Source organism: Citrobacter sp. CK191 (assembly GCF_030333435.1).
In the GTDB taxonomy this organism is placed as follows: domain Bacteria; phylum Pseudomonadota; class Gammaproteobacteria; order Enterobacterales; family Enterobacteriaceae; genus Citrobacter_B; species Citrobacter_B koseri.
Window position 1 is genome coordinate 398768 of the sequence record NZ_JAOWFX010000030.1, and the last position, 13990, is coordinate 412757.

Annotated in this window: 14 protein-coding genes; 5 read left to right on the forward strand and 9 right to left on the reverse strand. The window is 50.7% G+C overall.

The genetic code is table 11. From position 1 onward, the window contains the following. Positions 1 to 2: 2 nt before the first annotated feature. Positions 3 to 275 carry a GNAT family N-acetyltransferase gene (locus tag OGV82_RS11440; protein WP_058669118.1) on the forward strand — a complete coding sequence of 91 codons (273 nt, stop codon included), beginning with the start codon at positions 3 to 5 and terminating at the stop codon, positions 273 to 275. A gap of 13 nt (positions 276 to 288) precedes the next feature. On the opposite strand, the gene OGV82_RS11445 is transcribed toward OGV82_RS11440, so the two are convergent. The 6 genes from OGV82_RS11445 to OGV82_RS11470 form a co-directional block, all read right to left on the reverse strand. Beyond that, on the reverse strand, positions 289 to 1071 hold the full coding sequence (locus OGV82_RS11445; protein WP_101744092.1) for a fimbria/pilus periplasmic chaperone: 783 nt from the start codon (positions 1069 to 1071) through the stop codon (positions 289 to 291). Next, the gene (gene stbD, locus OGV82_RS11450) at positions 1037 to 2374 is read right to left on the reverse strand and encodes a fimbrial usher protein StbD (RefSeq protein ID WP_101744093.1); all 1338 of its coding nucleotides are present in this window, start codon (positions 2372 to 2374) and stop codon (positions 1037 to 1039) included. Before stbD ends, OGV82_RS11445 begins: the two co-directional genes overlap by 35 nt. Before the next feature lie 3 nt (positions 2375 to 2377). Further along, positions 2378 to 4945 (reverse strand): fimbrial outer membrane usher protein, encoded by a 2568-nt coding sequence (locus tag OGV82_RS11455; protein WP_101744094.1) that lies wholly within the window; start codon positions 4943 to 4945, stop codon positions 2378 to 2380. Further along, a complete protein-coding gene (locus tag OGV82_RS11460) occupies positions 4926 to 5675 on the reverse strand; it encodes a fimbria/pilus periplasmic chaperone (protein ID WP_101744095.1) in 750 nt (249 codons plus the stop codon). The genes OGV82_RS11455 and OGV82_RS11460 overlap by 20 nt, the downstream gene beginning before the upstream one ends. 52 nt (positions 5676 to 5727) lie before the next feature. After that, positions 5728 to 6261, reverse strand: coding sequence for a fimbrial protein (locus OGV82_RS11465; protein ID WP_101744096.1), 534 nt, complete (start codon positions 6259 to 6261; stop codon positions 5728 to 5730). Between the two features lie 982 nt (positions 6262 to 7243). Next, complete coding sequence (locus OGV82_RS11470; RefSeq protein ID WP_200028791.1) at positions 7244 to 8104, reverse strand: nickel/cobalt efflux protein RcnA; 861 nt, start codon at positions 8102 to 8104, stop codon at positions 7244 to 7246. A gap of 120 nt (positions 8105 to 8224) precedes the next feature. Here OGV82_RS11470 and rcnR point away from each other — a divergent pair, with 120 nt between their 5' ends. Beyond that, a complete protein-coding gene (gene rcnR, locus OGV82_RS11475) occupies positions 8225 to 8497 on the forward strand; it encodes a Ni(II)/Co(II)-binding transcriptional repressor RcnR (RefSeq protein WP_012134972.1) in 273 nt (90 codons plus the stop codon). 32 nt (positions 8498 to 8529) lie between these two features. Here the strand turns inward: rcnR and OGV82_RS11480 are convergent, their stop codons facing one another. Next, positions 8530 to 9231 (reverse strand): helix-turn-helix transcriptional regulator, encoded by a 702-nt coding sequence (locus OGV82_RS11480; protein WP_024130913.1) that lies wholly within the window; start codon positions 9229 to 9231, stop codon positions 8530 to 8532. Positions 9232 to 9920: 689 nt separating this feature from the next. Here OGV82_RS11480 and OGV82_RS11485 point away from each other — a divergent pair. Beyond that, positions 9921 to 10622, forward strand: a complete 702-nt coding sequence (locus tag OGV82_RS11485) for a winged helix-turn-helix domain-containing protein (RefSeq protein ID WP_101744099.1) — start codon at positions 9921 to 9923, stop codon at positions 10620 to 10622. Further along, on the forward strand, positions 10609 to 11070 hold the full coding sequence (locus OGV82_RS11490; protein WP_101744100.1) for a YqeJ family protein: 462 nt from the start codon (positions 10609 to 10611) through the stop codon (positions 11068 to 11070). The genes OGV82_RS11485 and OGV82_RS11490 overlap by 14 nt, the downstream gene beginning before the upstream one ends. Before the next feature lie 61 nt (positions 11071 to 11131). Here OGV82_RS11490 and OGV82_RS11495 read toward each other — a convergent pair whose 3' ends face one another. After that, positions 11132 to 12361, reverse strand: coding sequence for an amino acid permease (locus tag OGV82_RS11495; protein ID WP_101744101.1), 1230 nt, complete (start codon positions 12359 to 12361; stop codon positions 11132 to 11134). A 141-nt stretch (positions 12362 to 12502) separates the two neighbouring features. Further along, complete coding sequence (locus OGV82_RS11500; RefSeq protein ID WP_024130912.1) at positions 12503 to 12958, reverse strand: multidrug/biocide efflux PACE transporter; 456 nt, start codon at positions 12956 to 12958, stop codon at positions 12503 to 12505. Positions 12959 to 13061: 103 nt separating this feature from the next. On the opposite strand from OGV82_RS11500, the gene OGV82_RS11505 reads away from it, so the two are divergent. Then, positions 13062 to 13940: a LysR family transcriptional regulator gene (locus OGV82_RS11505; RefSeq protein WP_047461486.1), complete on the forward strand. Its 879-nt coding sequence runs from the start codon at positions 13062 to 13064 to the stop codon at positions 13938 to 13940. Positions 13941 to 13990 lie beyond the last annotated feature (50 nt).

A 13990-nucleotide genomic window follows, 5' to 3' on the forward strand; every position in this document is an offset into this window, starting at 1 on the left:
TGATGGAGATACTCGAAGGCCACAACAAATTTTATGTGAATGATGCTGCGGGTAATCAGGTCGCCGAAATCGTATTTGTACCGACGGGCGAACATCTGAGCATTATTGAGCATACGGATGTCGATCCCAGCCTGAAGGGGCAGGGCGTCGGTAAACAGCTTGTCGCGAAGGTGGTTGAAAAGATGCGCGAGGAGAACCGCAAGGTTATTCCGCTTTGCCCTTTCGCCAAACATGAGTTTGATAAAACGCGCGAGTATGACGATATCCGCGCCTGATGCGTTTTACCGGTCATCGCCGTGGGTTTCTGCCCACGGTCTTTTCCGGCGCCCCGCTGTTTATTATCGGTTTCTCATAAACCCAGCGATTACCGTGGTCGTTGATAAGCTCGTACCTGACGGTACGACAATGTCCCACTTTCCCGGATAACGCTAGCGGTTGTGAAGACAGCGGAGCGATCATCAGCGGCGTTGCGCTGGTGTTGTCACATGCCAGCGCTGCCAGCGTGATGTACCACGGCGTCGGGTTATTAACATAAAGCTGCGCCTCCTGCGGCTGGAATGTGAAGGTCAGCCGTTCGCCATCCTGCTCTCTCAATGGCCCAACGCCCTGTGGACGAATAAACACTTTCATGCGGATGCGCAGCGGCAGCACGAGTTTTTGCCGCGTTTTCGCGTCCTGATCGGTCATCGGCGGGATCTGGTAGATATTCAGCCAGTAAAGCGACTCCCGCTCGCGCGCTAACCCAGGCTTCTCTGCGAGCTGTAACTTTACTGTCCGAATTTCCGTCGGCTGCATTTTGAATACGGGCGGTATCGCGACGATGGGCGTGATGGTCTCAGCAGGCTGACTCAGCGGATTGCCTTCATCCGTCCAGATTTGAACCAGGGCAGGGTGCTGCGCTGAATTTGCCAGCGCCAGCGAATAATGGCTCTCCCCGGCGTTAAAAATAACGCGAGTCACTTCCGTATTGACCACGGCCCGTGCAGGAGTCGCTGTCCATCCTGTCCAGACGATAAAAAGCGTGTATGTGGGCCAGTTACTGAAAACTGACCACCACCTGGAGCTGTGCATAGACCGTTCCTGCTGTTACGTTTTCCCCCGGAATCGCTTCCAGAGAGGCGGTAAAGTCGCCGCTGTAGAGGCTGGTTGAGCCGCTGGCGGTTTGCGTGGTCAGATCCTGATAGCCGTACCAGCCGCCCGCGTTGCCCGTGGCTGTGGCTATTTGGTTGGGCAGAAGATTCAGCGCATTGCCATTTTGCTTGTCGCTGTAGAGGCGAATGCCGACGCCTGATGCAACGCCGTTTACGCCATAATGATTGTCGAGTAGCCATGTATAGGCGCCGGAACCGGTCTTGAGGCCCAACTGAGAGGCCGCATTGGCTGCGGTGGGATTGCTGACCAGGAATCCCATCGCTACATATGCTCTTAAGCTGGTGGACGCCGTCGTGCCGGACAACGCCCCGGTTTCGCATTCAACGCTAATGCTAAAAGGAGCCTGACTGCTGCCGCCGCTGATGAGTTCGCCAACGCTGGTAGGCGGTAACCTGACAATGGCAGGATAGTCGTTGACCCGGCAGGCGGCGCCGCGCACGAACACGGTCTGGCTGGTTAACGTCCAGCCGCCGGGCCACTGCGCCGCGCCCCAGCCGCTATAGTTGGTTCGGCTGTCAGCGCCCTCGAAAAGCCCTGAACTCATGCCGCCACCGTGGAAAGCGATATAGCCTGCCGGTCCCGCGTAGGGATAGGTATAACGGTTGGAACCATCAACGCCTCTGGCGCTGTCATCAACCCGAAACAGTTCAACAAATACGTCGCTAAAGGCGCTGGCTGGGACGTAGATATAGGTGCCGTCATTGAACATTTCACTTTCCGGGATTGCGCGCGCTTTCCAGTAACGGGAGTAATATTCTCCGGTTTTTAGATTGGTCAGCCTGACCGCCACGTTTTTAACGTAGGTGTAGTAAGCGCCGTCGATTCCCGGTACGTCGACCATGCCTCCCCAGTAATCGTCGCCGTTGGTGGCATAGTATTCATATACCTGGCCGATTTCGGAAACGGTACAGCGAAACATAATCTGATTGGCCGTGACGCCCTGCGTTCGTCCATTGGGGACGAAACTGGCAGCGGCGCTGCCCAGCAACGTGCCTTCGCTCTGAAATCCCGTCCCGTTGCTTAAGGTAATGACGCCGGGCAAGCCCAGTTTCCCTTTTACATCGCCATCCCCCACGCCGCCCCAACTGGCGCCCACATAGCCTGCGTCTTTCGCCGCCTGAGAAAGGGGGCTGGCTGACGTGACTTTGATGCAGGCGGACAGGGCAGGATGCGCAACCATGCCGCTGAATAACAGGCCGTAAAAGAGCTGTCTGATTTTCATACGTTATTCCTGACGACAAGGTAGTGTGAGCTGATACAGCGGCGCATGCGTTTTAGCCGGTAGTTGATACCAGACCTGGCACCGCTGCGTGGATTTTTGCCCCCACTGTACGAACAGCACGCCGGATTGTTCCGCCAGTCGGGCGTAAATTTGCCCGCCCTGGCCGACCATTCCCACGGATTCGCCGTGGCCGTCCGTCACGTCAGCGCCCATCGGCGGCTGCTCGCCATCGGGAAGCGTTGTGTTGATGAGCGCCGCTTTACCGCTGGTGGTCGTGAATTTCACGCGGGAAATCGCGCCGGCGTAGGGCACGATGCGCTTGCTGCCGCTCTGTAGCTCAACTTCGGCATTCATGTTTCCGCTGTCCAGGCTTACGGTGTTATAGCGATAGGGGGTCATGGAAGGGAGCAGGGCATAGCCGAAATAATCAACCGTTGCGCCTTGCCCGTTACGTACCGCCGCGCCGCGTGCGCCTGGCGCTTCGATAAGCGCAAATGTATCGCTGGTGTAGGGGCCAGCGGTGATCCCGCCGCGGTGCGCAACCAGCGTGCCGGACATCCCCAGACCATATTGCTGGTAATCGCTGCCGCGGGAGGCAAAGCCGCGAAACGCGCCGACGGCGGTTCGTTGCTCCACGTTGCCGCCCCAGGTTGCGCTGCTGCCGTCGTGCTTATCTCGCTCCAGACCGCTATAAACGGCCCAGGATGTGGCGCTGTTCTCGCCCGTGGCGCCGCTTATCCCCACCGTGGCGGTGCGAACGTCGCGGCTGCGATTCATATCCAGATTTAGCTGCGTGCGGCTGGCGCCAACATCGAAGGGGATGGAGATCCCCAGTGAAAGCGTGTTTTCGGTGTATTTATGCTGGTTTTCGCGGTCAAAATCCCGGTCGTTTACACTGGTGCCGTAGCGGCTGGCATAACTGCTGCGCTGTCTGGCGGCGCTAAGATTAAAGGTGATGTTGCGCCAGCTGTTGCTGTAGCCAAACTGGAGTTGGGTGATGCGCGACGCGTCGCTGTAGTAATCTGACGTGCTGCCGGTGAAGCTAACCATGCCCCAGTCGCCCATCGGCTGGCTGAGCGTAGCGGAAAAGTTATTACGCTGGTGCAGCGTATCCGAATAATACGCCACGCTGTTTTTCTGCTGACGGCGCACGCCCAGCACATCCTGTAAATCACGATAACCGCTGGTGGAGTAACGATAGGCCGCCAGCACCAGATTTGTGCCGGTGGTAAACGTTTTGCTGTAGCTGGCCTCAATGCGCCAGCCCTGCTCGTTATCGTCGTTTTCGACTCTGGCGTTTGAGTAAACGGTATTGAGGCCGAATGCCCCGACGGATGTTGCCATTACCCCGCCCAGCAGAAACGCCTGATAATCATCGGCCAGCCGTGAACCCAAATTGGCGGTTAGCGTGTTGCTCATCCCGCGCTGCAAAACGCCTTCGACAAATTTATTCTCCACGCTGTAGTAGTGGCGAACGTAGCCCATTGCCAGCTCATAGTTCCAGTTTCCCGGTCGAACGGAATCAGGAACCGCCGAGTAGGGAACGGTAAAACTTGAGATTTGCCCGTTCGCTTCGATGACATCGACGGCCAGATCGCCCTGGCCACGGGTATTGTAGAGATCGTTAATAACAAAAGCGCCGGGCGCGACGGTGGTTTCGTAAATCACTTTACCCTGTTGGCGTACCACCACGCGGGCGGTTGTGGTCGCCACGCCGCGCACTTCCGGCGCATAACCGCGTTTGCCCTGCGGCCACATCCGTTGATCGGTGTTCAGTTTTATGCCGTTGAATGAGAGACTGCCGAACAGGCTGCTGTTGGTGTAATTGTCCCCAAACGCTATCACGCTCTCAAACTGAGGAAGAGGGCGCTGAAGCGCGGTCGCTACCGCATTGTATTTGTAGTGGCTACCCGTCTGGTTGTCATCGGCATAGCGGAGGTTCCCCTGATGGCGAAATTGCCACAGCCCGATGTTGAAACCGCCATTGATATTGCTCCACAGGTAGTCGTAGCGCAGGTGTGAGTCTGTATTTTCCGTATGATAAAAATTGGTATTGTGGCGCAAAAACAGTGCGGTCTCTCCGGCGTCCCATTCGGAAACGGGAATATACCCCCGGGGAGCGTGGTAAAGCCCGGCCTGAGGAATCGTCATATTCAGGCGCAGCTTCGCCATATCCACTTGCCAACTGATTTTTTGCCCGGTCTCGCTGATGCGCAGACAGTGCGGCGTTGAAGACGCCGCAGAGGAGCGTGTGCGAATCGCGCTGGCGCGAACCACCTCAAACGGCAGACAGGGTTCAACGGCGCTATCCGGCGTGGCGGATGCGATAAGTTCGATCTTTTCCTGCTGGCGAATCAACTGGTTATTAAGATAAACATCCAGCACGTATTCACCAGCAGGCACGCTGTCTTGGGTATGATTAAAGCGCTGGAGATCCAGACCATGACCGTATGCGGACCCCTGGAGCAGCGCGGGATCAAAATAGTAATCAGCCCTGGCCGCAGCGGAAAATGCCGTAACGCATACCATCAGGCCGAAACCCGCCGGGCGATTAAAGAGGAAAATCTTCACTGATTCTGGCTCCCTGATCGTTAATCAACGTGATGCGAACACGCTGATTTGCAGTCGATCGGGCGTCGGTAAAGACATAACGTTCACTGCTGAAAGGGGCAATCATGCCTGCTTTTTGGGCGCGGGTTTCTGAGGCATTGATCAACTGTAGCCCGGCAATGGTGATGTAATAAGGCTGATTATTTTTAATGGTGATGCCGGTTTGACCTGTCCGCGTGACCTGAAGGTTCGCCAGCATTTTTTGTGGATTACCGTTTAATTCAGCCGGACGATAAAATAACTTCACCCGGTTACGTAGCATGATCAGCAGGCTGTTTTGATTGCCCTGATCCGGGCTACGTTGGCCCACATTCGCGGGCGGAACCTGCATAAAATTAAAATAGAACAGAGATTCCCTGTCTTGTGGCAGGGACTGGGCCGCAGTAAAAACAATCCGAATAATTTGCCCTTCGCCGGGTTGAATACGAAATACCGGCGGCGTGGCGATAAAGGGAAGTTGAGCTGATTTCTCCGGCCCGTCTGCCATATTGCCGTTATCGAACCAGGTTGAGACCACATAAGGGAAGGAATCTTTATTCTTTAAATGAACATCGACAGAGTTGGCTGAGCCATTATAAATAATTCGCGTCCCGGTCATGGTAATACTGGCGGCGACGTGTTCACTCCAGAGTGTAAAAAAGATAAACAGAAACCCCGCGAGAGAATACAGGGCGTCGCGAATGGGGTTCATTTATTACTCCCTGGTCGAAAGAGGGCGGGACGAAATTCCCGCCTGGGTTAAATTACTGGTAAGAAACCGCGTATTGCATGGAGGCTTGTACCGTACCGGTGGTTGCTGCGCCCCCTGAGTAATATTGGGCCTTGTAGGTTGCCGTGGCTGATGTCTCATTTGCCGCCAGCGCTAAATCTCCGCCGCCATTAAACGCGTTGCGAAAATCGATCTCTGTATCGCTGGTGTCGAGGATCTGAATTTCAACATCGCTCGCCGAGCCATTGCTGGCCAGGTTTCCGGTCGTGGCGCTGATGTTGTTCCCGACGAAGACGGTTGAAATATTGATCCCGGAGGCTGAGCCGGTGCATCCGCTGACGCCGATGTTGAAGGTTGTTTGTCCTGCAACCTGATTGGTGTTCAAGGTGTTTACCGTGACGGTAGGCAGTAAGACGACAGGTGAGGCCTCAGAACCATTTACCGATACGGAACAGGTTTCATCAGAAACTTCTCCCATAAATGTAATGGTATTATCAGAAGCCAGCGCGCCCGCAGAATAGATCGCGGAGATCACCAGCGCCGGAATTAGGGCACGATTCAGTTTCATAACTAAACTCCATTTTCATTCAGTCGTGTTGATTTACCCTGAGAATTCAGGGTGTTCCCAATGCTCAGGGACATTCATAAAAATGGCACTGTGCTGGAATGTTGCTGTATTAAGTCAGTGTTGGCGAAAATATTGGTATTAATCCTGGTGTTGAGGCGTTGAAATAGAAAAATGTGCTGCTGCACACGCCTTCTCAGTTTTTATTCAACAATGCGTCCCAGGCGACAAATAGCCCATCTGAAAATATATCTTTTTTCTTATGCCGGAATTTTAACGACAGTAATCTTAAATATGAAAATCGTTTAAAACATCCGAATAAATCTTTTGTAATAGGTGGCGGCTATTAAAAACTGGAAATAGATCGGTTGCGTCGATATTAAGATAATTAGATATTCGCTTTATTGGTATTAATGATTTAGCCGTAAAGTCGTTCCATGTCGGTGTGTTAATTAATTGAATGTGTGATGTAAACAGATACCGGTTTTATAATAATCATCAGCATCACTATATTGTTTCTGTTGCTGACTATTAGGTGCGTACTCTTTACTTTAGGAATTTTATTTTATTTTGTTGGATCTTTTGGAGCTTAAAAGGCTTAGTTTCCAATAAACCCTATTTGATTAAGATCAACAATTGATGCAATCGTATTTAAGTTGCCAGTTGATATAGTGCGTTTTGTTCGCATGAAGCGTGTTTTCTGCGCGGAATAATGCTGATGTTGAGCGTAGGAGAGAACAATTTTTCCGCAATAAATCCGCAATGCCTGCGCGCTTGTCGCAAAAGCGCGGAACTGCAATACGCGTTGGGTAATAGCATCGAATTATACGGCCAGGCGACTTTCTGGAAAGATTCGTTAATGCGCTTCACTCATCAGAGCGGCTTACCGCCCGTCTACGGTCTGCTCATGGCTTGCGAAAAATTGATATGAACGGACGTGCAGCACTTGGGTCGCTACACGTTTGTGGAAAAAGGCGGGGAACAATTAGTGGATAATGCCCAGATAACCATGCATTCCCATATAAAGCCCCACCAGACCGATCAGTATGCTGGAGAAATAGGGGGCTTTTCTCGCCAGGGTATTAAATCCGCTCCAGCGTTTTGCGGCTTGTTGCACGCTGATGGCTGCGCCCACGCCAACGGCTACCAGCGTTAACGCCAGACCAATGCTGAAGCACAGTACCATCGTGGCTCCCAGCGTGAAGGCTTTAAGCTGGATGCAGATCAGCAATACGGTGATGGCTGCCGGGCAAGGGATCAGGCCGCCCGTCAGGCCAAACAGTAAAATCTGTCCGTTTGTCACTTCCCGGTCGTGAAAGCGGCGCTGAATATCGGTTGCATGTGCCCGTTCATGGGCATCCTGCCAGGCGTGCGATCCGTCCGTTAGCCCCTTCAGGGAAATATGAACATGCTGGTGGTCGTGGTGATGGTCGTGGTCGTGATGGTGGTGCTCATGGTCGTGATGGTGGTGAGTGTGGGCAGGAGGCCTGTTAGCCAACCCGTCCCGCTCCCCTTTCCAGGTACGCCAGAACATCCAGAACGCCGTGCTCAGAATAATGATGGCGGAGACCAGCTGTAGCCAGGGTTCCACGGATTCTGCGGTAAACGCTCTGCTGATGTACATGCCGCCCAGGGCGATAAGCCACACAACGGCGGTATGTGAAAGCGTGGCTGCCAGCCCCAGCATCACAGCCTGCTTAATCGTCCCTTTGATGGCGATGATAAACGCCGCCATCATCGTTTTGGAGTGCCCGGGTTCCAGCCCATGTAATACGCCCAACAGAATGGCGCTGGGAATGAAGAACCAGGCGTTTCCTTGCTGAAGTAATGTTGAAAATTCGCCCATGAGAATGATTCTTAGTTGTCTTATTTCCCCGCATTCTACTCCCCCCCAGTACCAAATACTACCCCCCAGTAGCGTCACAATGCTATAATCCATAATGATTTATGTTAATAAGGCGTTGTTATGTCACATACGATCCGGGATAAACAAAAACTTAAAGCTCGCGCCAGTAAAATCCAGGGGCAGGTTGTCGCACTGAAAAAAATGCTGGATGAGCCTCACGAATGTGCCGCGGTATTGCAGCAAATCGCGGCGATACGTGGCGCGGTGAACGGATTAATGCGTGAGGTGATCAAAGGGCATCTGACCGAACACATTGTTCATCAGAGCGATGAAGTGAAGCGCGAAGACGATCTGGAGGTGATCCTGAAGGTGCTGGATTCCTATATAAAATAGCCGGGACCGGTGCCCGACTGTTGTCTTCAATGCTAACGCCGTCTTTGCAGATGAATAAGCGAGCCTTTGCATTCCTTTGTGATCATTGGGAATGCGGCTTTTTCATTGGAGAGTGGATGCGAATGAATAAACAGCGTGTTTATCTTCCCGCCCATTCTTTTCTCGATCCTCTGTTTATAAGCATAGACGCTGCGGATATCCATACTCAGTAACTCGGCGATTTGATGCGGATTTTTCCCTGCAACCATGTTACCCATAATGATGAACTCCGTCTGGGTCAGGGTATTCCCTTTTGTAAAAGACAGATGTCGCCCAATAAATACTTGTCTGATTTTTTCATTTGCAACCGCCAGTCCATCATCGTGATAAATGACGACAGAAACCGCCGGATGATGTTTACGCCAGTAGTTGGCTAACGACTGCATGTTCCGATCGCTCACCAGTACAATACCCATACGTGTGCTGGCGAGATAATCAATCCACTGTTTGTCGAGAAACAGCCGCAAAAAGCTGATAGAAAAATCGACAAAAATATAACCATTTAATCGGGCATTATGATTATTATTTAAAATGCCCTCAATAACACCTCTGTTAAAGTAGATACTTTCTTCCGGCCACATACAAAAACATGCGTTAGCACAATATTGTAAACGAGGTGATTTTTCTGGCATTATTTTACAATGTAAAGAACAACTACTGCACGTAAGGTTTTTTAATTTAACATCCAGCTCCATACAGGAACCTCCCTATCCGTAGATAATTTCATAATTTCATCCGTTTTTAAATATGTCAATACTTTGCCAGACGGCGATTAGCGTGCGTAAAAAATCGATGTATATCACTTATTGCTATTTTTCTTAAAGCCTTGCGATGTATTTATAATAGTGGCTATTTACATGCTGCTTATTTTCCTGGAGCGACGTCTCGTCAGAGACAGAAACAATTTAGCATCCAGGACTTTTATAGCAAAATCCAGGAATAGTTATATTGCAAAAATGTTTAAGATATTTTGTTAAATGGCATTTATGGACAAAAGTTGCATCAATGTTAATTACTGTATCTTAATTGTAAAATCGCTATTGTTTTTCATAATTAATAAATTATGTATTTGTGTGCTTTTTAAGCTTATCGTAATAATATCAGGAGAGCATGAAAATGCTTTAAAAATAGTCTTAATTAAGAACAAATGATCTTTTTTGACTTAAGGTTTTTGATTTATAAGTAATTTTACCGCTGGCGTTTGACAGTAATCGCATAATCAAATATTTATAGTGATCTCGATATAAGAATTTTGTAGCATGGCATTCATCATGTGAATGCCAGAAGGAATACTGTGTCGGATTTGTTAAAACACGCCAGATGTTACACAATTAATAACCTGGTTGACTTTCACCCTGGAAATCGGGCGTTATCGAATAGCGCAATGCAGAAGACCGTAACGTTACAAAGTCCTGCAAGCCTTATCCTTTTATATCTTATTCAGCATAACAACACGGTGGTTTCTCAAAACCAGCTGATTACAGCGGGTTGGGGAGAGAAGAATCATGTTACCTCGGCGAATACTTTTTATCAGACGATTCTCATTCTAAGAAATGCGTTAAGTGATATTGGGTTACCGCGCGATCTTATAAAAACCATTGCCCGTCGCGGTATGATGATTTCAGCGAATATTCAGACGGATGAGATAACCGCAAAAGCATCAGCGATCGAAGCGCCGGCGCAGATTGTTGCACCCCCTATGGAGTCGAAGGGAGACACGCCAATAAAAAAGCGCCATCTCTCGTTGCCTGCGGCGCTTTGCGGACTGGCGCTTCTGGTGGTGATGATAAGCATTGCCGCCAGCCTGTTTTATATGTCTCCAGAGTCGCTGCTGTCGTCTTATGAGGTTCTGGACTCCGAGACTTTTTCATCCTGTACCGTCCTGCAAAAAGGGAATGATGTGCTGGAGCTAAATTATATTCGCTTTATGCACAAACATCGCGAGATTTGCGATAACAATAACTATGTGTTTCTCTCAGGAATGAGCAGCGCAAAAAATATCACGGCGATTATATGCCCGGAGGATGCCAGAGAAAATCCGTCCGTAAAGTGTATAACCTACTATTCGATAAATGATGAAAATTAAAATACTGGCAGCGGCTATTATTATCACGTTCTTCATTGTGGGCGGCGGAGGACTCTGGTATGCACACAGCATTAACCCGAAAATTGATTGCAGTGGTTATGCCGTCTGGGATATTGATCATGAACTTTTTGCTGGTGATATTACCTACCAGATGCATAATCATCAGGGGATCGTGACATTAACCGGCGTGTTGAATACGCCCGACGCTCATTCTTATAAAATTAGCCGGATTATTTATTTTACGTACCAGAAGTTGCAGCAAAACTATATTATTACGACGCATAATCTGGTCCGATATCCGTCTGACGAATTACAGGGCAGTCATGAACGCAAGGCCATGCCGCTTATTTATTTATCAAAGGACGCGACGTTCTCGTTTTTGATACAACCCTGGCGGGAAGGCTGGACGTTTACGACAGTCGGGTCGCCCTCACTATTATGCCGATAGATTAAAGACTGAGTAAAACGGCTCGCCCCTCTTCAGGTGGATGAGCCGTTTTGTATTGAGATTAGCCAAAAAACATCACGGACACGCAAAGCAGACCCACAATCAGGGTAAGCAGATTTCCCAGAGAGCGGTATGGTTTGAGCGCGGGGATCAGATAGGTCGACAGCGTCGGCATGATAAACAAAATCATGGCAATAAGCGGGCCGCTGATCGCATAAATCATCGAAATGGCGTTGGGATTAATGCAGCAAACGACAAAGGTAATCAGCGAGACCAGCATGATCGACAGGGCGCGATTAAATGCCCGGCTTTTCTTCACGCCAGTCTGAAGTAACGCCGTTCGTACTATCTCTGTCGCCCCTTCAATCACCCCAAAATAGGTGCCCAGAAACGATTTTGACATCGCGACAACGGCGACAATAATCCCTGAAATGGAGAGCCATGCCGGTGCGGCTGGCATCATAGACAGCGCTGACAGGATGGTCACGCCTTCATGTTTCGCGGCTTCAATATAGGATGGCGGAATGGAGAGCAGACAGCTGAAAACGAAAAACAGCACGCTCAGGCAAATGATCAGATAAGCCACCTTCATGATTTTTTTGCATTTACCCATGGCCTGCTCGCCGTATCTTTCACGTCTGTCGATAGCAAACGTGGAGATAATGGGCGTATGGCTAAAAGCGAAAACCATCACCGGAATGGATATCCATACCTGATGAAGTGTGTGCCGATCGAAAGACATCTGGCTGGTCAATAACGCGGGCTGCCAGCTTCCGGTCAAATAAAGCGACAGAAATAAGAAATAGGCGATAAGCGGAAACACTAAAAAGCCCATCACGCGGATAGTCGCATGTCGTCCCATCAGGAAAATCAGATTCAGAATCAATACGACGCCCAGACTGACCAGAACACGCACCCGCAGGTCTATCGTCATCTGCTTTGCCAGCTGTTCCGTCAGGGAATTGGTTATCGCCACGGCGTAAATCAGGACCACCACGAAAAACGCAATAAAGTATAGCGAGGTGATGAGACTGCCGATCTTCTTGCCGTAGTAATGCGTTACCGCACCGGTGATCCCTTCGCCAGCGGAGGTTTTCGAAGAGAGGATAAACTGGCACAGCGCTTTATGAGGCCAGTAAGTCAGAGGCCAGGCAACCAGTGCGGTAATAAACAGCACGATGGCCCCCGCGGAGCCCAACTGAATGGGGAGGAAAAGGGTGCCTGCGCCGACCGCAGTCCCATATAGTGCAAAACTCCAGAGAGTTTCTTCTTTTGACCAAATTTTCGACATTATTTGAACGTATCAACTATAAAATAAACAAAAAGAAGCGCAATTTACCATAAATGGCATGAGGCTGGGGAAACTAAAGCGGTGTGCGAAGGCAGGCAGGAAGCGCCGGAACGGGGAATGTTCCGGCTAAACAGAGCATTATCAGGCAGTAACGCGCTGCTGGCGGCGTCTTACTACGCGAAGACGCAACGTGTCATAGGCCCAGTTGTAGAACATGGTGTATGGCAGGAAGAAAAGGAAGAAACCGATTTCCAGCGTGAAGGCCTGCAACAGGCTGACGTTCAGCGCCCAGGCGACAATACTCACACCAATAACGATAAAGCCGCTTTCAAATCCCAGCGCGTGCAGTGCGCGAACTTTAGCGGTGCGCGTCACTACGTGTGACGGCCAGAAGCGGTCAAACAGCGCGTTATAGATGATATTCCAGATCATCGCCGTGGTTGCCAGCAGAATGGTTAAGCCTCCCATTTCCAGCACTGAGCGCTGCATCAGCCAGGCGGTAGTCGGGGCCAGAATGGCGGTGGCAATGCCTTCGAAGCAGACCGCATGGAAAATGCGTTCGAGTAGCGAACGGCGTTGGACTAAATCATGTTGCATAGGATCAAACCTTTTTTTCATCTCCGGGAAAACGGAATGTCAGGCATTTTATCGTTTAATATGATATCTAAAAGATAGAATCCATCGATAAAGTAGATAGTTCATGCGCTACTCTCCCGAAGCATTGATCGCATTTGTTGAGACGGTCTCCTGCGGCTCGTTTTCCGCTGCGGCGCGCCGGTTACGGAAAAGTCAGTCCACCGTCAGTACGGCGATTGCCCACCTGGAAGCCGATCTGGGGTTTTCACTGTTTGATCGCTCTTCACGACAGCCAGTGCTGACGGAAGAGGGCAAGCGGGTGCTCAGCTATGTGCAGGCTATTCTGTCAGCAAGCGATCGTCTGGATGAGGTGGCGTTATCCCTGTCTGGCGAAACGGAAACCCGTCTGACATTCGTGCTATCCGACACCCTGCATCCAGACGTTCTGGAAGAATTAATGGTGCAGTTCGACCGCCAGTTTCCCCATACAGAATTTGAATGTCTGATCGGCGAAGATGAAGATGTCATCGATCTCCTGCAAAAGGGACGCGCGCAGGTCGGGCTGATTGAAGCGCGCAATCATTACCCTACCGAGATGGGGGTGACGCGTCTGCCCATGCAGACCTGGATGGGACTCTACGTGGCGGCCTCGCATCCTCTGGCCGCGCAGAAAACCCTGCAATGGGATCAGCTGCATACCTGGCGTGAACTGCGGCTGAATACCTATCTGGAAAGTGGCGCCAGCGTGGCGCGCGGCCCGGCCTGGTCTGCACCTAACTATTTGTTATTACTGAGTATGGCGGTACAGGGATTTGGCTGGTGCGCATTGCCTTGCGCGCTGGTGGAAGAGTTCGCGGCTGAAAAACCGCTGGTGCAACTGGATGTGCCCGGCTGGCCGAAGGCGATCTCGATTGATCTTCTCTGGAACAAGAAGTCGCCGCCGGGCGCGGCGGGAAGCTGGCTCCGCGATCATTTACAGCAGGGGCGTATACCGGCTGATTAAAATAGCTGCAATTTCCTTTGTGATAAAACTCACCATTTTTAAACAAGCAG